The organism is Fontibacillus forbon (assembly GCF_046559655.1).
GTDB lineage: Bacteria > Bacillota > Bacilli > Paenibacillales > Paenibacillaceae > Fontibacillus.
Genome location: NZ_JBKGFV010000001.1, coordinates 924,186 through 946,365, shown reverse-complemented (window position 1 = coordinate 946,365; position 22,180 = coordinate 924,186). Strand labels below are relative to the sequence as shown.

23 protein-coding genes are annotated in these 22,180 nt (G+C 46.6%); 5 read left to right on the top strand and 18 right to left on the bottom strand.

The window, feature by feature from the left end; genetic code table 11:
• Nucleotides 1-91 precede the first annotated feature (91 nt).
• From splB to ACLB09_RS04355, 6 genes are all read right to left on the bottom strand, one after another.
• Nucleotides 92-1,120: a spore photoproduct lyase gene (gene splB / locus ACLB09_RS04380; protein ID WP_410768529.1), complete on the bottom strand. Its 1,029-nt coding sequence runs from the start codon at nucleotides 1,118-1,120 to the stop codon at nucleotides 92-94.
• Nucleotides 1,117-1,380 (bottom strand): transcriptional regulator SplA domain-containing protein, encoded by a 264-nt coding sequence (locus ACLB09_RS04375; protein ID WP_410768528.1) that lies wholly within the window; start codon nucleotides 1,378-1,380, stop codon nucleotides 1,117-1,119. Before ACLB09_RS04375 ends, splB begins: the two co-directional genes overlap by 4 nt.
• 297 nt (nucleotides 1,381-1,677) lie before the next feature.
• Nucleotides 1,678-2,217, bottom strand: a complete 540-nt coding sequence (locus ACLB09_RS04370) for a polymer-forming cytoskeletal protein (protein ID WP_410768527.1) — start codon at nucleotides 2,215-2,217, stop codon at nucleotides 1,678-1,680.
• Between the two features lie 145 nt (nucleotides 2,218-2,362).
• Nucleotides 2,363-2,986 (bottom strand): response regulator, encoded by a 624-nt coding sequence (locus ACLB09_RS04365; RefSeq protein ID WP_410768526.1) that lies wholly within the window; start codon nucleotides 2,984-2,986, stop codon nucleotides 2,363-2,365.
• Nucleotides 2,952-5,294: a sensor histidine kinase gene (locus tag ACLB09_RS04360; protein ID WP_410768525.1), complete on the bottom strand. Its 2,343-nt coding sequence runs from the start codon at nucleotides 5,292-5,294 to the stop codon at nucleotides 2,952-2,954. The genes ACLB09_RS04365 and ACLB09_RS04360 overlap by 35 nt, the downstream gene beginning before the upstream one ends.
• A 37-nt stretch (nucleotides 5,295-5,331) precedes the next feature.
• A complete protein-coding gene (locus ACLB09_RS04355) occupies nucleotides 5,332-6,135 on the bottom strand; it encodes a CPBP family intramembrane glutamic endopeptidase (protein ID WP_410768524.1) in 804 nt (267 codons plus the stop codon).
• 183 nt (nucleotides 6,136-6,318) lie between these two features.
• On the opposite strand from ACLB09_RS04355, the gene ACLB09_RS04350 reads away from it, so the two are divergent.
• The gene (locus tag ACLB09_RS04350) at nucleotides 6,319-7,263 is read left to right on the top strand and encodes a serine hydrolase domain-containing protein (protein WP_410768522.1); all 945 of its coding nucleotides are present in this window, start codon (nucleotides 6,319-6,321) and stop codon (nucleotides 7,261-7,263) included.
• Nucleotides 7,264-7,389: 126 nt separating this feature from the next.
• A complete protein-coding gene (locus tag ACLB09_RS04345) occupies nucleotides 7,390-7,866 on the top strand; it encodes a hypothetical protein (RefSeq protein ID WP_410768521.1) in 477 nt (158 codons plus the stop codon).
• Nucleotides 7,867-8,060: 194 nt separating this feature from the next.
• Here ACLB09_RS04345 and ACLB09_RS04340 read toward each other — a convergent pair whose 3' ends face one another.
• A complete protein-coding gene (locus ACLB09_RS04340; protein WP_410768520.1) occupies nucleotides 8,061-8,747 on the bottom strand; it encodes an MOSC domain-containing protein in 687 nt (228 codons plus the stop codon).
• Between the two features lie 147 nt (nucleotides 8,748-8,894).
• Between ACLB09_RS04340 and ACLB09_RS04335 the strand changes: the two genes are divergently transcribed.
• Entirely contained in the window at nucleotides 8,895-10,085 is a 1,191-nt protein-coding gene (locus ACLB09_RS04335; protein ID WP_410768519.1) for an oxalate decarboxylase family bicupin, read from the top strand.
• 93 nt (nucleotides 10,086-10,178) lie between these two features.
• On the opposite strand, the gene ACLB09_RS04330 is transcribed toward ACLB09_RS04335, so the two are convergent.
• The 11 genes from ACLB09_RS04330 to ACLB09_RS04280 form a co-directional block, all read right to left on the bottom strand.
• Entirely contained in the window at nucleotides 10,179-10,994 is an 816-nt protein-coding gene (locus tag ACLB09_RS04330; protein ID WP_410768518.1) for a DUF2935 domain-containing protein, read from the bottom strand.
• Between the two features lie 156 nt (nucleotides 10,995-11,150).
• Complete coding sequence (locus ACLB09_RS04325) at nucleotides 11,151-11,909, bottom strand: CPBP family intramembrane glutamic endopeptidase (protein ID WP_410768517.1); 759 nt, start codon at nucleotides 11,907-11,909, stop codon at nucleotides 11,151-11,153.
• A 23-nt stretch (nucleotides 11,910-11,932) separates the two neighbouring features.
• Nucleotides 11,933-12,415: a hypothetical protein gene (locus ACLB09_RS04320; RefSeq protein ID WP_410768516.1), complete on the bottom strand. Its 483-nt coding sequence runs from the start codon at nucleotides 12,413-12,415 to the stop codon at nucleotides 11,933-11,935.
• 184 nt (nucleotides 12,416-12,599) lie between these two features.
• Nucleotides 12,600-13,703, bottom strand: a complete 1,104-nt coding sequence (locus ACLB09_RS04315; protein ID WP_410768515.1) for a GIY-YIG nuclease family protein — start codon at nucleotides 13,701-13,703, stop codon at nucleotides 12,600-12,602.
• 125 nt (nucleotides 13,704-13,828) lie between these two features.
• Nucleotides 13,829-14,401 (bottom strand): hypothetical protein, encoded by a 573-nt coding sequence (locus ACLB09_RS04310; protein ID WP_410768514.1) that lies wholly within the window; start codon nucleotides 14,399-14,401, stop codon nucleotides 13,829-13,831.
• Nucleotides 14,402-14,434: 33 nt separating this feature from the next.
• The gene (locus tag ACLB09_RS04305) at nucleotides 14,435-15,175 is read right to left on the bottom strand and encodes an amino acid permease (protein WP_410768513.1); all 741 of its coding nucleotides are present in this window, start codon (nucleotides 15,173-15,175) and stop codon (nucleotides 14,435-14,437) included.
• Nucleotides 15,176-15,183: 8 nt separating this feature from the next.
• On the bottom strand, nucleotides 15,184-16,491 hold the full coding sequence (locus ACLB09_RS04300; RefSeq protein ID WP_410768512.1) for an SPFH domain-containing protein: 1,308 nt from the start codon (nucleotides 16,489-16,491) through the stop codon (nucleotides 15,184-15,186).
• A gap of 150 nt (nucleotides 16,492-16,641) precedes the next feature.
• Nucleotides 16,642-17,520, bottom strand: coding sequence for an MBL fold metallo-hydrolase (locus ACLB09_RS04295; RefSeq protein WP_410768511.1), 879 nt, complete (start codon nucleotides 17,518-17,520; stop codon nucleotides 16,642-16,644).
• 99 nt (nucleotides 17,521-17,619) lie between these two features.
• Nucleotides 17,620-18,528, bottom strand: a complete 909-nt coding sequence (locus tag ACLB09_RS04290; protein WP_410768510.1) for a helix-turn-helix transcriptional regulator — start codon at nucleotides 18,526-18,528, stop codon at nucleotides 17,620-17,622.
• A gap of 111 nt (nucleotides 18,529-18,639) precedes the next feature.
• Complete coding sequence (locus ACLB09_RS04285) at nucleotides 18,640-19,437, bottom strand: ABC transporter ATP-binding protein (RefSeq protein WP_410768509.1); 798 nt, start codon at nucleotides 19,435-19,437, stop codon at nucleotides 18,640-18,642.
• Nucleotides 19,438-19,515: 78 nt separating this feature from the next.
• Nucleotides 19,516-20,334 (bottom strand): hypothetical protein, encoded by an 819-nt coding sequence (locus ACLB09_RS04280; protein ID WP_410768508.1) that lies wholly within the window; start codon nucleotides 20,332-20,334, stop codon nucleotides 19,516-19,518.
• Nucleotides 20,335-20,518: 184 nt separating this feature from the next.
• On the opposite strand from ACLB09_RS04280, the gene ACLB09_RS04275 reads away from it, so the two are divergent.
• Both ACLB09_RS04275 and ACLB09_RS04270 read left to right on the top strand, forming a co-directional pair.
• A complete protein-coding gene (locus ACLB09_RS04275) occupies nucleotides 20,519-21,409 on the top strand; it encodes a M23 family metallopeptidase (protein ID WP_410768507.1) in 891 nt (296 codons plus the stop codon).
• 120 nt (nucleotides 21,410-21,529) lie between these two features.
• On the top strand, nucleotides 21,530-22,081 hold the full coding sequence (locus ACLB09_RS04270) for a GNAT family N-acetyltransferase (RefSeq protein WP_410768506.1): 552 nt from the start codon (nucleotides 21,530-21,532) through the stop codon (nucleotides 22,079-22,081).
• The last annotated feature ends 99 nt before the right edge of the window (nucleotides 22,082-22,180 follow it).

Here is a 22,180-nt window from a genome sequence, read left to right as displayed (position 1 = left end):
TGTTCAGACTGCAAAACCAATAGAGTCGGACGCCTGCCATATACATTCGTGTCCGACTCCGCTTTGGGCCCCGTAACTTATTTTCTTATTTTCAAGTGAAATACTCCAGCTTCGCTTTAGGGAAAAATTTCTCCATATAGGAATAGAGATGGCTTTTCAAATCTTCTTCTTCATCCTTTTGGTAAATGTATTTGCCGATCCCGTATTTCCCCCATTTGTATCTTCTCTTTTCTTCGTCAAGCTCCAGTTTGGTTAACGGATAGTTTTTTTCAATGACCCGTTTGGCGGGTTTGGTGAACCGGTGCTGTATGAATTCGAACGTAATGTCGTCCCGCGCATCGGCCGGCAGTTCGGCATCCAGGCGTTCAAACATATGGTGATACCCTTCTTCCCAACCTTCATGAAGATAGATCGGCGCTACGATAAATCCGAGCGGATATCCGGCTCTGGCGACTTTGCCCGCCGCTTCTATTCTTTTGTCCAACGGGGATGTGCCGGGCTCAAAGTTTTTGATCACGTAATCGGCATTGACGCTAAACCGGAATCGCGTTTTCCCTTGATGTCTGGCGTCCAGCAGATGGTCCACATGATGAAACTTCGTCACGAACCTCAATTTTCCGAACTCCGATGATCCAAAATGTTCGATCGCCTTTTTCAGCGTGTGCGTAAGATGATCGATACCTACAATATCCGAGGTGCAGGAGGCCTCGAATCGGGTGAATTCCGGAGCTCGTTCCTCCATGTATTTATCTGCGGCTTCCAGAATCTCTTCTACATTGACATAGGTTCGGATATAAGGCTTGCTCCCCATCGTCGTTTGCAAATAGCAATAATGGCAGTGGCCCATGCACCCTGTCGCAAATGGGATGGCGTATTCCGCCGAAGGCTTGGACGTATCGAATTTAAGCGTTTTTCGGATGCCGACGACAAGCGTGGATTTGGCTACCCGGTATCTCTGAAAGTCATTATCGCCGGGAAGATTTCTTACCTGATTATGAGAAGTCGTGTAACGAATCTCAACATCCATTTTTTCAAACTTGTCCAGCAGTTCCTTTCCGAGCGGGTATTCCAGAGCGTCCGGTTCAAAATAGACAAGCTTGGGGGTGAAAGGGTTGTTCATTGAAACATTCCCTCGGAAATGCCCCCGAAATAATGTTGATACGCTTGCTCCGCCTCTCCAGCCGTTGCGTAAACAGCCATTTCGCTCGATAAAGGATAGTAGGTTTCGTACAGAAACAAAGCGAGCTCCCCCGGTTGTTCCGGATGATTGACGACGGCGGCTTCCTGGATGTTGGCTACATCCTGGGTATGCGGATTACGGTAAAACACGTAGACGATATCGCCGGCCTTGTAGTTCCCGTATTCTTGATGTGAATTCATGATTTCACCCTCTTGTCCTTATGATAGTTAGTCTATAGGATGGCCATAAATTACAAAATAAATAATTACTGAAAACAGGTAAAAAAGCACCCATTAGCGCCTTCCCCACCTCTCTTGACATGGATTTAACATCCGCGGGGCGCATTTACAAAATCATCGTCGGCATTTATTTATTACTAGCAATATGAATACATACATAATGAGCAATAAACTGAGCTACTACAAAAAAACCTGCAGCCAGCGGCCCAACCGGGCATGGCTTACAGGCTTTATTCATTATTCTTGCGGTTGAAACTATTATTTTACTTCAGTGGTTCCGGTCACTTTGCCGTCGATTTTGGCGGATGCTTTTACATCTTCGCTAGCAAAGTAGATGTTGCCGTCTACCGTAGCTGATTCATGAAGATTAAATCCGTTTGCTTCAACATAAACGTCGCCTTTGATCGTTCCGCCTTGGACTCTCAAATTCTCGCTTTGTACTGTAAATTTAGGCACAGTCAAAGTGTAATTAGCTGTGATGTTGTGATCCGCATCTTGTGCATACAGAGCGACTTTGCGGTAGATGTCACCGTCCGCTGCCCCTTTATCATGGAATTCGCCGGATACGACAACATCTTTGTCGATCGTCAGATCGTTGAGAATCGCGATAATCCAGGTTCCTTTGTCGCTTACTGCGTTAACGAAAGCGTCCCCTTCATTAACGATCGATGCCGTTGTCACAACATCAGCATTCTCGCCAGCCGCATTTTTATTGGCCGATCCTCCATCATTGTTCCCGCAGCCGGACAACAACGCCAGGGCAACTCCCGCTACCAGCAAACCTTTGAAAAACTTCACAGTGATTCCCCTCTCTATTATTTTTAATGAGTACAATGTGATTATAATTAGAATTACGTCTACATAATGTGATTTTTTTCACTTCCATGTGATTTATTTCACTACAATTTCATTTAAAAATAACCCATTTCTCCATGGATTATCTTTATTGCTGCGCCTGCCCCAAAATCCCGAGTTCATAGCCTTTGGCCACGGCACCGATTCTCGTTTTGGCTCCCAGCTTTTGAATGATGGAAGTCAGATGATATTCAACGGTCCGCTGGCTGATAGCGAGTTCTTTTGCAATATCCTTGTTTGTCAATTCTCGGGCCACCAGGTTTAAAACCTCCCGCTCTGTTGCAGTAAGCTTGTCCATTTGAGCCCTTTTGAACACTTTCTCGGATACCAGAATATGACCGGATACACTCTGGATAATCGCATTAATGATTTCATGATAAGTGGCTTGTTTCGATAGATATGCGTTAACGCCCAGTTCGTAAGCCTTTCGGTAAAACTCGTCATATACGTAACCTGATAACATAATGATCTTCAAGGATTCGCCATACCGTTTCTTCAAAAGATCTGCCACCTCAAAACCGTCCATGTAAGGCATGGACACATCCATTACCAGCACATCGGGCATATATCGTTCGATTTGCTCCAGAAGGAGCCGCGGATCATTTAAAGCCGCGTTTACGGTTATATTAGGTTCTTCTTCCAGCCGCCTCTTTAGTCCTTCCATGACCAGAGGATGATCATCCAGCAGAACTACCTTGACCTGGTTTTCCATAATACTCCTCCCCTTCGTTTTGAAGTAATTTCAAGGTAACGACGGTTCCTTCCCCCGGCACGGAATGAATATCCAGTTCCCCGCCCAGATACCCGATCTGGTTACTGACGGAGATCAGCCCGAAGTGTTTGCTTTCCTGCGCATTTCCGCGATGATACAGATCGGCCGGATTGAAGCCTCTTCCGTTGTCACTCACCTTACAATAGATGCCTTTCTCGAGCCTGCACCGGACATGAACTTCAAGCCGGGTTGCCTCTGCATGCTTTATGACATTATTCGTCAACTCGCGGATCATGCGAAACAGGTTTGTCTTTAACAAATGGTTGGGCGGTAACGCGGGTGCCCATTCATATTTAAGCTCCGCCTCTAATCCCTTTTCTCTGCAGGAACGCATCAGCCAGTTCAACGATTCTTCCAATCCGGCTTTATCTACTACATGGGGATACAGTTCATCGCACATGGACCGGATCTCGCGTTGGGAGTCATACAGACATTTCAGCCAGGTTTCCACCCGATGGTTGCCCGGTTTTCCCCCGTCGGCAAGCTCTTCCAGATCTCTTGACAAGTATATGAGGTTCTGGAGCAGGTGGTCATGCAGAAAATAGGAAGTACGAATCCGCTCGGCTTGCTGGGCTTCCAGCAAAATCCGGTTTTCAAACCGGATATCGCTGACGCGCCTTTCGTATGCCGCATTCTCCGCTTTCATAAGCTGAAACTCGCGCCGCAGACCGGCAAGCTGCCCGGCATTGGTCAGCAGCCGTAACGCTTCCACTCTGACACTATCAATCAGTTTCCGTTCCTCCGGAGACAAGAGTGAGGAATTACGTTTTGGACCGACGCACACATAACCAAAATCCCGCCCCGCTTCGCCGGAATGAATGGGTTCCAGGTAGCTGAAATCAAAATGAGTCTGCATAAAAACGGGGTCAGGCCGCTCTTCCTCATTAGGAAGGCGAAGATTTTTATATTCACCGGAGCCCTGAACAAGTAGTCTAGTTCCGTCATGCCAGAGCAAACATACTCCGCTTACATCCATGAAACTGTATATGACTTCGTTTAGCATATTCAAAATGTCCCGGATATTCTGCGCTTCCGCCAGCTTAATGGATAACTTCAGCTTTTGATTCTCCACCCACTCTTTACGCCGCTTCGTATTTCGTTCCGACCATTTCAAACATATGCGGTAACCGTAAGTAACAGCAATAAAAACGACGAATATGACCGGGAGTCCCCCCGGCTTTGAGATGCTTGAGGCCAAATAGAACAGGATGAATACACTGCCGAAATAAACACTGTGAATCAGTACCCTGGATAAATAGAGTCTCATATCCAAAATACTTCGTTTGCCCAGAACATACATCATCGTAGCCGAAAGAGGAACAAGACCTGTCAGAGCATATTCCGGTGATAGAATGTGGTCCCCCCCTATCAGATCAGGGAGCGCGTACAGAAAAATATATGGCAGCAAGCTGAGATACAATCCGGTAACCAGCACCAGCGCCTGGTTTTTCTCGGTTCGGTCAATGGTTTTCCAGCAAAACATGACGGTTATGACCGTAAACACCAGTGAACAAAGAAACACCAACTGCACAGTTTCCCTGATCCATCCGGGGATCTCATCCCTTGTGACTCCGTATAAGGCGTAACAGGAAAATAGCATACAAAATAGCCGAAACACTTGCAGCAGCTTGCTTAAACCTACAGGAACAGGTCTAATTACAAAACCAACACAAAAGGAGAGCAGCAAATAAGGCAGCCAAATCGAGCAAAGCGATAAAATAAAGTCGGATAACTTCATCTCAGTCGAATATAAAGTCAAGATGGACAGCGCCATTACCAGATTGACCGCCGTAAATTTACGAACCAGGCGGGCACCGGAATTTTTCCGGTACGCCAACAAACCGATGGCAAGGAGCAGCAGTTCCATCAGTATGGAAAATAATATTTTCAGCAGATCACGAGTCTCTGTTTTCACCAGGATGTTATAGGACGTGCCGTCCCCGCGCATGAAAGTTACGTCCGTGGCCCGTACCAGAGATTTATGCTCAACTTGATCATGATCAAATCTCTCACCCGGGGATTCCCCGTCAATCCTAATCACCCGGTCTCCCGGCTGGACCTGCCAACTCGCCGCTTTTCCCGAGGCGTCCACGCTTTTAACGGCCCAATCCTCGGCTGAACGCTCCAGGACCGCCCCTATATATGGATAACGAATGGATTCGGCATGAATATAAACAGCCAGTATCCCAATGATAAGGATTGATAAACCGATCCAATAATGATGCCTGTTTTGCAAGAATTGACGCATGTAAACCGGTTCCCTCCAAGCAAACTCGTTAATCTCATTAAACCCCTACTAGATAAAACGTAACCAAGCCCCATAATGTATTGATGTAGACGTGGAATAGAATAGCTCCATAGATGTTTTTCCTTAGCCGGACCAGGATTTCGCACGGAATCACAACCGCAAGCGGGATAAACGCCCAATTCACTGGGGCTTGCCACATATGATAAAACTGGAATAACACGCTGATAATCAGCCAGTTCCATTTGAGTGCACCCACTTTTCTGAGGAGGTAGCCGCGGAAGTAGATTTCCTCCCCTATAAAGTTGCCGATCAATCCGATCGCTAGCAGCGGCCATGGAAAATCATAGTACCCCTGATTGTAAATATGCCATTCTCCCATATGTAGGGCGGGGATGCCGTCAAGCATAGCAGAAAGGGGCGGAAACAAGTATTTCATATATGGCAGCGACAGCGCAGTAAAAAGAATCGTAATTATCGGAAGGATAATGAGCAGACCCTTGAAATCCGGTCTGACAAAGCCCAAATATTTCAAAGATTGTTTAAACGTAAGCTTGTCCACAAATCTTAACATGAAAAACGGGAAAAGAATATGCCAGCCGCTGGCCATCAAGGCAAGCACAAGAAATTGAACATAATGGCTGGAAAGACCGGTCAGTTCCATTAACGGCTCCCGCAAAGGATAAACCAATAAGTAAGCTAACATCCCCGGAAAGATGGCCAGGGAAAGGTACAATCCGATTTGTTTCGCTGTTTTCGCCTGATGCTCGTTCAAGAACTGGTCATACTTTGGATCTTTTCTTATAAAAAAAGAACTCAGTTTGTGTTGCCATGTACGGATCATGTTCTTTTGACACCCCTTTATTGAATCAAGATACTTTTCAAGCGTATCATGGTCCGTTTCACGAGGTATCCGTATATGCTTGCCGTTTTTGGCGGCATGTCCGCCAATAAGTTTGCGTGATCGCGCAATTTCCGTTTTAATAATACATAACTCACGGCAGATCTTCATAAAAGGAAGGATTATATGGACTTGTCTAAACTGGCTGCTGCTTTAGCACCCTTGAATTTAAGAAGCTGTTTAATCAGCCGGAAAGGTGAAATGATCTTTGAGCATTACCGAGATCTACACGCGGCATTAGAGATTGCGAAAATCAATTCATGCACCAAAAGCATCCTGTCTGCGCTCCTCTGCATCGCTATGGATCGCAAGCTGTTGCCGCAGCCCAACGCAACGATCGGCACCTTTTTTCCGCAGGCTTCCGCGAATCGCGATCCCCGTTTACGGGACATTACGTTGTGGCACCTCTTAACGATGACCGCAGGCTTCGACTGGACCGAGTTTGGCGGTCAAAACTCTTTTCCGCGGATGACACGCTCGCACGATTGGGTGGAGTTCGTGCTGGAACAACCGTTTCGTGATCCTCCAGGCGTCAAAACGGAGTATAACTCCGGAATCTCGCAATTGTTATCCGCCATCCTGGTACAAGCCACCGGTATGCCGGTTGCCCGGTTTGCCGAGCTTAATCTGTTCGAACCGCTAGGCATCGATTCCTACAAATGGGAGAGAGATCCTCAAGGCATTCATACCGGCGGCTTCGGCCTATGGCTCCGCCCCTATGACATGCTCAAGTTCGGGCAGCTTTTTTTGCAGCAGGGTAACTGGGAGAACAGACAGCTCATTTCCAGAGATCTGGCCTTGCAATCCGTACAACCCGCCATTTCGGTAGAAGCGCCTCGTCGTGGGTTCTATGCCTGGCATTGGTGGGCTGATTCTTACGGCGGGAAAAGAGAGCTTTCTCCGGCATCTTCTTTCGATTACTTTTATGCACGTGGTTTTGGAGGACAGTTTATTCACGTCATTCCGGAGCTTGAAACCGTCGTGGTACTAAGTGATGATAAGCGGAAAAAAGCACAGTTCCCCGGCGACGTGTTCCGGCAGTTCATTGCGCCTTTATTTCTCCGGTTCTGAACCAAATATAGTTGAGAACAGTTATTTAAAACATTGTTGACACCATATGCCATTTCGGGTAATAATCAGCAAAGAAGTTCATCCTGTTCTGTCACCGACCCTGAATTCCAAAGGAGTTGAACAAATTTGCCGCGCAAGTTACCCCGTTACAGCCGGATTGTTTTGATTGCCGCTTTTGCCTTTATGCTGAATGCTTGCTCGCCTGACGAGTCCGTCAAAAGTGAACAAACGCAAGGAACGGTAAACGGAGAGAAGATTGCAGCAAATGAAGGGCCTGCTACAGAGGCACAGAAACCGGAACACCTGCCGTCGGATTTCCCGCTGCCGGCGGACGCGGACATTCGGACATCCCACTCTGCCGCGGCTGACGGCAAAAAATCGGTCATGATGGTCTTCGCCACAAAAGAATCCATGGAAACCGTATCCGGGATGTACAGGGAATTTTTCCGGTCCCAAAACATATCCGAAGACGGCCAGACCTTGGATGACCGGAATCTGATTATCCAAGGAGAAAACGACAAGGAAAGCTGGTCGCTTATAGGAGGCCCACTGTCATCCGAGGAGGGCGTTATTGAGCTAACCCTTACCTGGACGGAACTTTAATTTATCGTAAAGACCATAAATGAACAAGAACTATACCATTTAGATTCAAAGAACCTCTGCCGCTAGGCAGAGGTTCTTTTGAAAGCAAAGTCCGTTACATCGGCTGCTCGAATTTCGAGGCTGCCTATAGATTTAAATAAAAGAAGCAAGGGGGCTAAGTTCAGCCTTCTTGCTTCTTTTCCCATTTCGTTCCCCTATTCCAAATTCCCGGTTAATCTCTCCGCCGCACTTTTTTCATGGCCATCGAGCCGTTTAAGGAAGGTAGCTCTCCAACTCTCCGACAGTTCCTCCACTTCAAGAATCCTTCTAATGTCATCGAAGCTGTCTTTGTCACTGTGCATGATATGATTTGCAAAGGACACTGTAATCTCCTTAGGGTGGCGGGATCGTAATGTCAGTCCTTCGGATCGGGAGACTACCCCTTCTTTCAGCACACGGAAGTAATAACCGGTGAAGCCGGTCTCCTGAACTTTCAGCGGCATGTCGGGAGCGCCGTATCTTGCCGACAATTTATAGCAAGGCTGCCGCGGTTGGCTCACCTGAACGACAGCTTCGCCAAGTTGATAAATATCACCGATACACAGCTCGTTTTCCAGCAAACCTCGTGTGGTTAGATTTTCTCCAAAAGCACCGAATTCCAATTCCGTACCCAGTTCTTTCTCCCAAAACGAGTAATGTTCATACGGGTAAACGCAAACCGCCTTATCTCTTCCTCCATGATGAACCAAGTCAGCCTGTCCGTCACCGTCGAGATTGACCCAGGATAAAAATAAAGCCTCTTGTCCGGGCCGCTTGTATATACCGGAGAGGACTTCCTTCTTCTGATAGGATATCATTTGGGGCTTGCCCGTATTCAGCGATACGATTTCTACCTTTTTCATGAATGTGGCACCTCGAATCTCATTTATCTTTTCTTCCATCATAAAATATCAGTTCCATTTATGCACCTATAATTCTAACCGTATATAATGCCCCAGCCTCACATAAATTGGGTAATGCCATAATCCGAAAGAGAGGAAGAACGATGGATGAATAATCTTTCCTGGAACAAAGTGAATGTGCCTCAGCCGATCAGGTCTGACGGGGCGGGAGCTGAGGATAAAGGGCCACGCGACATTTTGCGAGACTTGGAAAATCCGGATCTGCTCGTTCCGCCCATAACGGATAACGGGCTTATTCCTAATATGCGGTTTTCGTTTTCCGATGCCCATATGCAGCTTAATCACGGAGGATGGTCCAGAGAAGTAACCGTCAGGGAGCTGCCCATCGCCACGACATTGGCCGGAGTTAACATGTGCTTGACGCCGGGCGGCGTACGCGAGCTTCATTGGCATCAGCAAGCCGAATGGTCATACATGATTTGGGGCAGCGCGAGAATTACCGCTGTGGACCAAAACGGCAGGAATTTCATCGCGGACGTCGAGGCTGGCGATCTCTGGTACTTTCCCCCGGGCATCCCTCATTCAATCCAGGGTCTGGAGCAAGGCTGCGAATTTTTGCTTGTGTTTGACGACGGGAGCTTCTCGGATTTAAACACGTTATCCATCTCCGACTGGTTCGCCCACACTCCAAAGGAGGTCTTGTCCGCCAATTTCGGCGTTCCGGAATCCTCTTTTGCATCTATTCCAAACAATCAGGTCTACATTTATCAGGACACGGTTCCCGGCTCCGTTGAAAGTCAAACCGTTCCCTCCCCTTACGGAGTTATCCCTCTTTCCTTTAAGCATAAGCTTTTGGCACAGCAGCCGATCCTTACTTCCGGCGGCAGCGTCCGAATCGTTGATTCTTCTAATTTCACGATTTCCAAAACGATCGCTGCAGCCCTCGTCGAGATCAAGCCGGGCGGCATGAGGGAGATGCACTGGCATCCCAATAACGATGAATGGCAATATTACCTTACCGGTCAAGGACGGATGACGGTATTTGGCGGAAATGGCGCCGCCCGCACCTTTGATTTCCGCGCCGGTGACGTCGGTTACGTTCCGTTCGCGTTCGGCCACTATATTCAAAATACAGGCTGCGAGTCGCTCTGGTTCCTTGAAATGTTCAAAAGCGACCGTTTTGCCGACGTTTCCCTCACTCAATGGATGGCTCTGACACCTGCGCAACTGGTCGAAACCAATATACATGTCGGGCCCGAGTTCATTAGTAAACTGCATAAAGTCAAACAGCCGGTCGTAAAATTTCCGGAGTATAACTACATGAATGAGCCGGAGTAAACCCATTCACCTGGAGGTAAAATTTCCTCGCCTTCTTTCAAAAAAAGATGAACCGGAATCGGTTCATCTTTTTTCATGGAATTAGGCCGGGCATCAATGCAAGATTTCTCTTTTGTTAACTTTATGACCGGATAAGGACCGGTCAAACATATCGAGAATGAAAAGGAACCGTTCGGCCTCACGGAATACATGGTCGGCCAATAGCGGATGAATGATGCTTTTAATTCGGCATTCCTCGATCAAATCGCGCGCCGTCTTTTTGAAATCCCGCAGCGATTCAACCGAAACCTTGTTCTCGTCGACAAACTGGCTGAGCAGAGGCACGGTTTGCGATTGCGGCCGCATGGAACTTAGATCGATCGCCTGGAATACCAGCTTATCGAAATCGTGACTGAACTCTCGCGCCTGTTCCACTAGCTTACGTTCCGACGGATCCAGCAAATGTCCAATGAATTTGGCATGGTCGGCCATAATTCTCAGGAAGAAAACATTTTCATCAATGATCGCATCCGGCAGCGGCTCAAGCGTTCCCGAATTCAGCTCCCCCAACCGGTTACGGAAATAATTCGCTTCCCTGCTGATGTGATCCACCAAAAGAGGGAAATTCGTCGCTCCCGGCAATTTGCACTGTAAAATAAGGCCGAGCACCATTCGCTTAAACGCCCATATGTTCGTCGCTGCATTCTGAACCTCGATGTTAAACTGTCGAATCGTGGCCGGATCGGTCTCCAAGGTGTAATCGTACGATCTTCGCTCGATATCCTCAAAAACACCTTGATAATGCTTAGCTTCCTTGATTAGCTGAGTATCTTCAGCCCTAAACCCTAAACCGAGAAAAAGTGCATGTTCCTTCATGATTCTGGACCAAAACCGGATCTCGTCTAGCGAGCGGGTAACGAATGCGTCCAAACCTATCCCTCCTGATCATGGAAAAGTATCTAATTAGTCATATGGGATATATTTTGTCCGTATGATAATATTTTTTAAGCTTTGCGGGAGATCGGCCGCATCCTTATCCATGTCATGCAAAACTATCAAAAAGAGACCGTCACCGGTCTCTTTTTTTTACAGGGTAATACTAACTTTTTTCCGGTTGCTCAAAATATATATCAAGTATATTCCATAAACCAAGTACAAAATATTCAAGATAGAAACCGCCAGTATTTCCTGATCCAGGATGGCGCTACTCGTCACCTGCGCCAGGGCATCGAACAAGAAATGGAAAACAATCAACGGGATGATGTTGTTGGCCGTCTCTATCAGCAGAGCCAGTATAAACCCAATCAATAAGGCATTAATGACTTGAAGTAAAATATGTATGATGCCGGTTCCATTAAACGCATTAGCCATATGTAGAATCCCGAAGAATAAAGAGGAAAACACAATATAAAATTTGGTCCCCTTGAATTGCAGTTTTTCTCTGATAATGCCTCTGAAAACCGATTCCTCCGCATAGCCGACAAGCAGTGAAAATACCAGAATGATAACTACGTCCAAGAAAGACAGTTCCGGATTAAATCCTCCCATCAACGGCTGAACTAATGCAATAATCAGCAGAGGAATGTAGTAAAGTGTTGCTTTTCCGTTACGTTCGTCAAGTTTGTTAAATCCGAATATGCCCATCGTGCGGTCTCGCTTTTTCATATACACCGTAACGATAACTCCCATCACCAGAAAGGCGCAACCCTGCGCGATCATGATTCCTCTATCACCGAGTTCCATTATCGTTGCCGCCGCGGATGCAATCGATACGAGTAAAGTCAATCCGATGCCGAGCATCAGAGAAAAAAGAATAGGATGACCTGCTGTCTTATTTTGATTCATTGTTTTCCTCCTAGTTATGGCTGTCATTTTAATGGAATCTCATATAATTGAATCGCCAGATTGAGTGATTTGTTAAGCGAACCAATCAATTTCAGTGCTGGCTCCAAAGATTCCTCAATACCGTCAATAAACAGATCGATATGATATTTTAGACTTGTTCCCAGTTGTCTGCCATAAGGAGAGGAAGGCGGAAGCGCAAACGGTCTCATCTGAATTGCCTTGCCTCCCCTTGCGCAATCCCGCACGAACCAGGCCAGAAATTCAACCGAGTGCAGACTTTCCAGCGAATAATCGGTCTCGAGCTCAAACTGGATGAGCACCTCATTCTCAAGCCCACCGTTTGTCCGCAGAAGCGCCGCATGAGGCAAATGGGCAAACGGAGGCTGACTCAGTAGCTCTGCGTCCACCGGTTCCAGATTATCGACCCCGCTTTCGATCCCGGTAATTCCCTTCAACTTCAGTATCGTGTTATGAAAATCCTCAATCTCGTTAGGATAGTTGCTCATTATGATTCCTTTTTCCTCCTTCCATGGAGCTTGCTAGTATTAATATTAATTATACGAGCATCGTCAAGGAAAATATTTCTAACCCTGGACATAGAAGTTGCCCTATCTCATAGACAACCGAAAAGATTATGAAGGATTATCGCTGAGCATTGCTCCTCGGTCGGACAGCTAACCGGTTTCATGGTCAGCTTGAATGAACCGCAGTACTCAGGCTGCCGGCCAGCAAATCATGAAGCGCTTGGACGATTTCAGCCGGGTCTCCGCCCTCCAGCCACTCCTCCGGAATCATGAGATGTCTACCGGAGCTCCGTTGCAAATAGCTGTAAATGATTTGCGCTTCATCGATTTCATCGCGGGTGAGTTCAGTTGCCCCGGATGACCCCGATAACCCGCTCTGCCGGAAGCAGCTCTGAACCAGTCCCTGAACCTTGGCGCAGAGATCGTCGATCTCGTCATGGTTCACCGTCAACTTCTCGCTGTAAAGTACATGATTGCGCTTGATCAGAAACAGCTTGACGGTAACTTCGTCCAAGTTTTCAACGACAACAATATTGCGGTTCTCTTCGGTAAAACCAATCACCTTCTCTTTGTTCAGCAAGAAGTCCACCGCGCCGATATAGTCCCTGTATTTTGCTGCGGTTTCAAAATCAAAGACTTCGGACGCCTGCAACATTTGCTGTTCCATCTCCTCGTACAGCCCGTGGTCAGTACCTTCAAGCAGGGCGATAAATCGGTCCAAAATCTTATCATATTCTCTGATCGCCTCTCCGCCCAGACACATGCCGAGACATAAGTCAAGCGAATGATTCAGGCAGGGTGTTCCCGCAGAGGTTTGATTACAGCTGATTTTATAACATTCCTCAATCCCCTGGACCGCTTTTTCAACCGTATTCCGGTTTGCCGTATAAGGTCCGAAACAAACCTTGTCCTCGGCTCGGGGGCTGTTGGTGATTAATATACGCCTCAGTCCTTTGATGCTTCTGATTACGATATAGGAATAGGCTAACGGATTTCTCATCTTCTTGTTGTAAACCGGCTTAAGTTCGTGAATCAGCTTGCATTCCGTCATGAATGCCTCAAACTCGGTGTCCGTCAATCGAATCTCCAAATCCTTGATATTGTTGACCAGCCGCTTGGTTTTGTTAGAATGCCCTTTGGCATTGTAAAAATAAGACTGGACTCTCTGCTTCAGATTCTTGGATTTGCCGACATAAATGATTCCGCCGCCGGAATCCTTCATGAGATAAACGCCCGGCGATGAGGGAAGGCTCTTAAGTTTGTCTTTCATGAATTTATCCCCTCCTCATTTCTTTAATCTATCAGGACAATTATAATCTCAACCCTGCAACATGAAAAGAAAAAGAGCAGCCCCCGCGGGCTCCTCTTTTATCGCTCTATTTTAAAACCACAACCTTATTTTTCTTTGTAAGGCACGACGGTACCGCAAAACTCGCAAGTAGTCGTTGTCTGCGGATGCACCGTTGTCTTGGAACCGCAGCCGGGACAGTCTAGGGAGATCGGCTCTTTCGCTGCCGGAGTTTCCTTTCCATTTCCGCTCGGTTCCCCAAAGAAAGTAGTAAATATTTCATTAAACTGATCGGCGGCCATATTCGATGATGATGAAGAAGTGACCGTCATCTGGCTTATCGATCCATTAGAGGTCTTTACCGTATTTGTATTTCCTTGTTTTAATTGATTTTGCACAAAATCATTGACTGATTTAGCGTCGAACGGATCAAAAGAGTTCGGATTGGGTCCTGTCCCCGGTATTTTTCCGTTCATGTTTTGCGCCGGGTGTGGATTCGCAACATTTTTAGGAGCTTTAAATAATTTTATCCCTCCGAATAAAATGGAGCCCCCCAAAACTAAACCAATCATTCCTGGCATTATTCCGTTTTCCGTAAGCATCATCGTTAGAGCTACAGCAATGAACAACGAAGCAAGAATAATCAATAAAGTACCAAAAAAAACTTTTATAAATCTCATTAATGAAACCTCCTCAATCTGAGATGCAGAATACTATTTGGTAAGAAGCAATTGCTCATTGCGAAGAGTCAGGTGGTGCTGAATATCCTGCAGACGCTGCAGCATATCTTCGGGAGAAGGATCTTGAACTCCTTCTGCCCTGCTAATCATCTCTTCATGTATTAGTTGAATTTGGTATAATAGCTGCTGATCCAAATATTGAATATCTGAGGGCATGACCGGATCGCTATAATGAACTTTTTCAATAAGCTTTGTGATGATAGATTTCATTTCTTCATTCTGCGGCTCATTTCTTGATTGAACCTTTAGCAACAATTCTTTGAGTGCCGACTCTATGGTATGTAAATTAACGATCTGTGAGCGAGTATCACTTTCATCGGCATTGGCATACTTAAGAAATAACAGAATCGCTCCGCCAACAATAATCGCTGCTGCGCAAGTGAGTACATGGAGCAACATAAACCAGCGCAAGGCAAGGTCCGCGATGCCGGCAAAGAAAGAGTAACAAAGAACCGCCGTCAAATAGGCCAAGATCACAATGCCCATAGCCAGATAACCAGGAATGATCCGCTTAACCTTATCGGGCTGGTTGATCCAATAGCGGACGTATATCCACAGAGCCGTTTCCGCTAAAATAATAGCAACGAGCGAAATCCAGAATGATGGCGAATAAGTAAATCCATCATGCAAAGTAATATAGACGGTTAGTGTCGAAACCACCGCGACTAGGTATAAGACAAAAGCAATAATGGATCCATGCCGTTTCATGGTCATTGTCTTTTTCACCCCTCGCCCTGCTCACTACCGCATTGCGGGCAAAACTTCTGGTTGGGCTGAAGCTCTTGTTGACAGTTTTTGCAATTGTTCACAAGATTCGTGCCGCAATTTCCGCAAAACTTGTCATTACCCGGCACTTCATGACTGCAGCTTGGACAGCGGCGAGGTAACGGTTCATTGCATTTGATACAATCAACCGCCTCCTCGGGATTATCCTGACCGCATTTCGGACACGCACGATATTTATCCCCACAGCTTGCGCAGAACTTCGAACCCTTAAGCAAAGGGGTTCCACATACATTGCAAATTGTCGTCGTTTCCAAGACGGTTTCTTTAGTCCCGTCAACAAGCGATTCGCCGCACCGACTGCAGAATGCCGATCCCTCGGCATTAGCATGCTGACATTTTTGACAAATCCGGGTTTTTCCTTCCGTACTTAACGTCCTGGACATTTGGGCCATTTCATTGCTCAATGGGCCTCCGACCCCGTACCCCATCCCTAAGCCGATGCCGGCTCCCATTAGTCCCGATTGCATGCTGCCTTCATTTTTCGCAGCTCCCTCCAAGGTATCGAAGGTCCGTTCCTGCTGATATGTAAAGCCGATAATATCCATCTCCGCTTTGCGTGCCAATGCTTCTCTTAAACGGATGACGGAAGGGTCATCTTCGGGCAAGTTCACATTATGGATATAGAGGTTGATAAGACGAATGCCGTACTCTTCAAGCGAAGGGGCGAGTGCTGCCTCGAAATGACTGGACATTTCCCCAATAAATGCATTGATCTCCAAGACGCTGATCTTTTTGTGCACCAGATAAGAAGTCAGCATGGAGTTAATATTCATCGTGACGATGCCGCGAAAATATTCCACCAGATGTTCCTGACGAAACGAAGGGAGCGTGCCGACAAGCTTTAGGAGAAATTTCCGTGAATCTTCGATTCGGATGCCGAATTGACCGAAGGCACGAACCGGCACAATAATATTGTATTTGGGATCCTGTAAATGTACTGGTTTGGTCGTCCCCCACTTTACATCCAGGGAACTCACTTTATTGACATACCATACCTCAGCAGCAAAAGGAGAATTCCCCCCGAACGGCAGGTTGATGATATTATTTAAAATTGGAATATTGGCCGTACTTAGTGTATGGCGACCCGCTCCGAATAAATCGAGAGCCTTACCGTCCTTGAAAAGTATCGCTTCCTGTGACTGATTCACGATAAGCTGTGTCCATGTACCCAGTTCGCTCTCGGGGTGCTTCCATGCAAATACATCCGGGGAGCCGTCATATTTTAGAACCTCAATAAGTGCCATGTTTAATTCCTCACTTTTAATCGAAATATGTAATTACATATTCTAGATTTTTAGCTTGTATCCTGCTTAAGACTCAGTTTTTTCATCAAAACTCCCAAAGATTTCAATTTCAATAGATAGAAAAAGAGCAGCCCCCGCGGGCTGCCCTTATCATTTTTTGTTTGCTTTATGTTCCAACAAATAGATATATTCGGGGGTTTTTATTTTGTTCAGATCTTCCCTGCCCACAATCAGGACATCTTGCTCAATGATTTCTTTCGCTCCTATCGCATCCAGGATGAACGCCGCGGCTTCCGGATCATATTCGGTTACCAGTACAATCGGTGAATTCAATTGCTGAATCACTTTCACCGCGGTTTCCTTCTTGATGTTCCATTCGGGAGCGTCAAAAAAGTAGGCCAGGAAAACATCGATCTTCCCTAACTTCTCCAGTTGTTCTTCCGTAAGCTCCTCCTGCCCCAATGCGCCCATATAAGCAATCCGCAGGCCATCCATTTCATACACATAGATCACTTCTGTTGGAGACTCCTGATTGATCGGGTCCGGAGTATAGGAAGCTGCGATCCCTGTAACCTTGACGTCCTTGACGGTAAACGTCTCCGGAGTCATTTCCGATACTTTTGCTTCAGGATTGGCTCTTTTTATCCCCGAGTCCATATGGTCGTGATTTATAATGCTGGTGGTCATGGCATCGACACGAAATATTCCGTTGGCATAATTCAGCCTGTTCGGATCGGCCAAAATAACGGTTCCTTTTGAAGATACGATGGCGAACGACATATGATTCCCGTCAGGTCTCGGAATGGTCACGGATCTTATCATCGTTTTCCCGCTCTTGTTGTTCAGCAATTCCGTATCCCATATATATCCGTCCTCTTTAGGTTTCAAGGCAGTCTCGGTTGCCGGCGGCGCTTTGGCGGGCTCTTTAACTTCGGAGGCCAGCGGGGTCGCGTTCTCGTTCGAGCAGGCTTGCATCAAAAACATCAAAATCATCACTATGCACAGCATGAAAATCTTCAAACTCTTCATCTTAATTCGCCCCCTTGTATATGCTGCTACCGATATTGTAAGGGGGGATTAACTTGCGAAACATAGCGAAAAGGAAGTCAAATGCTGCAAATTGAACATTTATGGTTTAAGCATCCAGCAAAACCTGGAACGGTACTCCGATGGCGAAAAACCGGTGTACTTGCGAAAATTGCGGATAAAATGACCGCTGTCTTGAATTCCCACCATATGCATAATTTCATTGGCGGACAATGTCGTATTCCTCAACATCGCCGCGGCCATCTGCATGCGGATCGAATTGAGGTAAGACATCATCGTCTGGCCTACGGCTTGTTTAAACTGAAGATTCAGGCTGGTCTTATTGGTATGAAAAGCGCGTGTCACATCTTCGATCTTGATTTTGTTTCTGTAGTGCGTGTGCAGAAAACGAACTACAGGCGCTATCTGTTCGTTGGATAGAGAATTCGCCATAACGGAGCTGCTGTTCGAATGATCGTATAATCTGCGGATCAAAGCCAGCAATTCCATCATGTAAGAACGGCTTCTGCACGGCCAACCGTCATCGGGTTGATCGCCTAATTGCCTTTCGATATCGGTCAAGATCTGTGAGATATGCTTGGCGTACATCGGGTCAATCGGAATTACGCCGGATTTTTCGGTAAAAGGGCATAAGCACCATAAATCCTGCAGATCGGTTACGGTCATTTCCTGTCTCTTTCGTTCGTCGAACATCATTGGAAACTCGTACTTCCAATTAATGATTTGCGGATGAAAATAGATGGACCTCGCTTTGATCCGGCTTCCACTCAACGTGAACAGACCATCTTCTTCATTCACATAAATGATGGACGGTGCCGTGACGGAATAGAATTGCCCCCCGATTTGCAGAGCACCTCCGCCTTCATCCGCAAGAATAAATCGATATCTGTTACCTATCGGTTTTTCCGGAACTAATTCATCATAACCTCTTACCTGCATTTGGTGGTGGTATCCGGGGTAAAATCGTTTCCCGATTGTGGTCCAGCACATCTCAATATCGCCTCTTTGATCGGATTTGAACTCCATTTATCATAAATTGAAAACTGAGTAATGATATTCCACCACGGGATCACAAATTCCTTCCATCCGCTTATTTCACAATTACTCTTCCGCCTTGTCTTCTTGCGGGATCGTCATCCAGGCGCGCTGATATTGCCATTGGACGTGAACCGGTGTTTCAAAAAAGGTTGTCAGGTTTTCGCTTGTCAGCATAGCTTCCGAATTTCCTTGCGAAAACAATTCGCCTTTGCGAATTAAAAGCGTTTTATTGAAGATCGGCAGGATTTCTTCAATATGATGCGTTACAAACAGCATCGTCGGAGCGTCCGGGGTGGAAGCAAGCTCGCTGATACTGGACAGAAGGGCTTCCCGGGACAAGAAATCCAAGCCGTTGGTGGCTTCATCCAGAATCAACAGCTTGGGGGAAGCCATCAGCGCACGGGCGATCAACAATTTCTGCTTCTCGCCCTGTGAGCAGGATTGGTAGGTTCGATCGTATAAGTGACCGCAGGACAAGCGTTCCATCAACTCCCTGGCCTTTATGAAATCCTCTTCATTCGGTTCCGCGTACAAGCCTATGGAAGCATGTTTGCCGCTGATGACGATATGCTGCGTTTTATCCGAAGCGTATAGCCTTTCCTGGAACGAGGAACTAACCCATCCGATCGATTTGCGCAATTCCCTTAAATCCACGCTCCCAAAGGGATGTCCAAGGACCGATACCTCGCCCTTGCTGGGCCAGATATAACCGTTAATCATATTCAATAAAGTTGTTTTCCCCGATCCGTTCAATCCTAAAATGGCCCAGTGTTCTCCCTCGTTTACCTGCCATTCAATCTCGTTAAGTATGATTTTATTATCTCTGGACCAACTTACTCCATTCATGCCGATGATTTGCATCTGGAAGTCTCCCCTCTCCTATATGTAATTATGAAATGAAATCAGGGTATTCATTTAATCATCATACCATCTGATTATTCATTTTGAACGGGATTCCAACAAGCCAGTGATAACGCTGACTTCTTCGGGATATTTACGAGCAAGCCGGGCTTTGCCGATATTGGATTTCACGATTTTCCGCAGCCGTTCATCTTTAGATACGGCAAATTTGCCTAGCAGTTCGAAACCTTCTTTTGGCAGCTTCTCCACAAACAAGCTGACAGCATACTCCAGCCCTTGGCAAAGTACCCGGATATCTTCCCGCGAACCTTCAGGTTGACCCGCCGCTAACTCCGTCATAATCACTTCGGAGATCCGAAGGGCAAACCGGGCATTTTCTTCTATCTTCAGAATTTGAGGATGCGCCAGTGCCGCTACGAAGGCACGTCTTTCCAGCAGAGTCGTATCGCCAAATCTGTGCTCCATATAAGACTGGAGTCCGATGAAATCATGTTCTCCTAGCCGTTGCATCGCCATGGCAGCCCCTTCTCTCATTCGCCAGCGCGAGTCATTCATGGCTTGGCCAATAAACAAGAGTATCTGGACTTTACGTTGCTCATCCGCCGCAGCATAATTCACTCCCATGGCCTGTATCGCGCAAAACGGCAAATATTCATGCGGGTCATTAACCGGCGCCTCCACTTCATTCAGATTTGACCAGCGAACCAATAGACTCCATTGTTCAGGCAAAATTTGCATGGTCCTAAACTGATCCGCAAACAAAGAGGCCAGGCCCAAGTTGGCCCGCGGTCCGGGAAGTCCGGATTCCTTCAGCATCATTCTTTCCAAATCATCATAAGTCTCCGTATCTACCAACCAATTTCGCATAATCTCAGCTGTATTTCTATCGTTACCCATTCTTGTTCCTCCTTATCTCGATTTATCCAGTGGAATTATCTGTCTACGGTTCATCTATGAATTAATTATATATCAGGGAGTCCTTTCCAGACATTGGTGTCTTTCTGCAGGGTTTCATCCAACTCCTATCGTCCATATAAAAGAAGAAGAACTATTACAGATGGACTGGGAGTTGCAGAAACCTATGAAAAAATGCTTACGAAATTATGGATCTACCAATGTAATACTATCCGCCTTCTTCCTGCTGGCTTGGGGTCTGGTTTACGGGGGCGGCGGGCTTCCGGGGGTTTATGCCTGGTTTGGCATAAAACTGATCTTTCCCTTTTTGGGAATGGCATGCCTGCTCTTGAACATCATCTTGATCCCTATTTTTATCAAGAAAAAGAAAAAACTTTTAAGTAGATGGATCGGTCTAATGATAAGCGCCCTCCTTGGATTGCACTTGTTATTGACCATGAATATCGTGCCTCTGCCGTATCCTGCCCGTGCACAAACCGTCCAGCCATCAGTTACTGTCGCTTGGCCGTTTGCCGAGCAAACGGTCGTCGGCTGGGGAGGAGATACCATCAGTACCAATTTGCCGCATGTGATCTGGCCATCCGAACGTTGGGCCTATGATCTGCTTATGGAACCCTACAATACAGGCAGCACAAACCCGGAAGATTACGGCATTTGGAACAAGGAAGTGCTTTCCCCCGTTGCGGGAACCGTAATTGCGGCTTATGACGACGAACGTGATATTCAGCCCGGCTCCGAAGATATTCTTTCCATGGAAGGAAACCACGTTTATCTTCGAATTCACGAAACGGGAACCTATCTGCTGATCAATCATCTGAAAAAGGATAGTGTGACAGTCAAGGTCGGAGATCAGGTTAAACCCGGAGATGTGTTGGGTCGGGTCGGGAATAGCGGCTCCACGTCGGAACCGCATCTCCATATTCATCATCAACGCCAAAATCCGAACAAGATGCTCCATCCCGTGCTGGTTGAGGGACTTCCGCTGTATTTTGCGGGAACGAATAGCAATCCCATGCCCGTCAAGGGAACTGTGATAACTCCAGAAGTAAAAGATTAACTTGTCAAATCCATGCCCCAAACAACTAAAAATCTTCTCTCCCTTACGAACAACGGGTTATTGTGATATGCTCCAGCCATGGAATCGGCTATTCAAATTGACGATTGTGAGGGTATGAGCATGATGCTGGAAACTGACCGGTTAATCATTAGAACGTTCAAAGGCGAGGATTGGGAAGATTTATATGAATATCTTTCACAGGAAAGAGTGGTCAGGTATGAGCCCTATGGGGTTTTTACGGAGGAAGAATGTAAGCTGGAAGCCGTCAGACGTTCGCAAGACACGGCCTTTTGGGCTGTTTGTTTAAAAGAAAATCAAAAATTGATCGGAAATTTGTATTTTCATCAACAGGAACCGAAAGAATTGCTTACATGGGTAATCGGTTATGTATTTAACCCTGACTATTACGGGCAAGGATTTGCCTCGGAGAGCAGCAGAAGACTGATGCAGTATGCCTTTGAACAGCTAGGTTCGCGAAGAATCGTAGCTATGTGCAACCCGGAGAACAACGCTTCATGGAGGCTCATGGAACGTTTGAATATGCGCAGAGAAGGACATTTGCGGAAAAATATATTTTTCAAATTCGATGAAGAGAATAGGCCCATTTGGCAGGACACCTATCAATACGCGATATTGTCGGAAGAATGGCGGTTACCCGAACGGGCGTTATGAACCCCCTATCCTGCCATCCATATATAAAAAACCAGTCCCGTTATCCGCGGTCCTGGTTTTTTCTTATTGCGTTGGCATTCGGCTTAGCTCAGACCCCGA

Bases quoted from the DNA above. Each gene is read 5' to 3' on its own strand.
- splB (WP_410768529.1), bottom strand. From the start codon at position 1,120: ATGAACAACCCTTTCACCCCCAAGCTTGTCTATTTTGAACCGGACGCT.
- ACLB09_RS04375 (WP_410768528.1), bottom strand. From the start codon at position 1,380: ATGAATTCACATCAAGAATACGGGAACTACAAGGCCGGCGATATCGTC.
- ACLB09_RS04365 (WP_410768526.1), bottom strand. From the start codon at position 2,986: ATGGAAAACCAGGTCAAGGTAGTTCTGCTGGATGATCATCCTCTGGTC.
- ACLB09_RS04360 (WP_410768525.1), bottom strand. From the start codon at position 5,294: ATGCGTCAATTCTTGCAAAACAGGCATCATTATTGGATCGGTTTATCA.
- ACLB09_RS04355 (WP_410768524.1), bottom strand. From the start codon at position 6,135: ATGATCCGTACATGGCAACACAAACTGAGTTCTTTTTTTATAAGAAAA.
- ACLB09_RS04350 (WP_410768522.1), top strand. From the start codon at position 6,319: ATGGACTTGTCTAAACTGGCTGCTGCTTTAGCACCCTTGAATTTAAGA.
- ACLB09_RS04340 (WP_410768520.1), bottom strand. From the start codon at position 8,747: ATGAAAAAGGTAGAAATCGTATCGCTGAATACGGGCAAGCCCCAAATG.
- ACLB09_RS04335 (WP_410768519.1), top strand. From the start codon at position 8,895: ATGAATAATCTTTCCTGGAACAAAGTGAATGTGCCTCAGCCGATCAGG.
- ACLB09_RS04325 (WP_410768517.1), bottom strand. From the start codon at position 11,909: ATGAATCAAAATAAGACAGCAGGTCATCCTATTCTTTTTTCTCTGATG.
- ACLB09_RS04320 (WP_410768516.1), bottom strand. From the start codon at position 12,415: ATGAGCAACTATCCTAACGAGATTGAGGATTTTCATAACACGATACTG.
- ACLB09_RS04315 (WP_410768515.1), bottom strand. From the start codon at position 13,703: ATGAAAGACAAACTTAAGAGCCTTCCCTCATCGCCGGGCGTTTATCTC.
- ACLB09_RS04310 (WP_410768514.1), bottom strand. From the start codon at position 14,401: ATGAGATTTATAAAAGTTTTTTTTGGTACTTTATTGATTATTCTTGCT.
- ACLB09_RS04305 (WP_410768513.1), bottom strand. From the start codon at position 15,175: ATGACCATGAAACGGCATGGATCCATTATTGCTTTTGTCTTATACCTA.
- ACLB09_RS04300 (WP_410768512.1), bottom strand. From the start codon at position 16,491: ATGGCACTTATTGAGGTTCTAAAATATGACGGCTCCCCGGATGTATTT.
- ACLB09_RS04295 (WP_410768511.1), bottom strand. From the start codon at position 17,520: ATGAAGAGTTTGAAGATTTTCATGCTGTGCATAGTGATGATTTTGATG.
- ACLB09_RS04290 (WP_410768510.1), bottom strand. From the start codon at position 18,528: ATGTGCTGGACCACAATCGGGAAACGATTTTACCCCGGATACCACCAC.
- ACLB09_RS04285 (WP_410768509.1), bottom strand. From the start codon at position 19,437: ATGCAAATCATCGGCATGAATGGAGTAAGTTGGTCCAGAGATAATAAA.
- ACLB09_RS04280 (WP_410768508.1), bottom strand. From the start codon at position 20,334: ATGGGTAACGATAGAAATACAGCTGAGATTATGCGAAATTGGTTGGTA.
- ACLB09_RS04275 (WP_410768507.1), top strand. From the start codon at position 20,519: ATGAAAAAATGCTTACGAAATTATGGATCTACCAATGTAATACTATCC.
- ACLB09_RS04270 (WP_410768506.1), top strand. From the start codon at position 21,530: ATGATGCTGGAAACTGACCGGTTAATCATTAGAACGTTCAAAGGCGAG.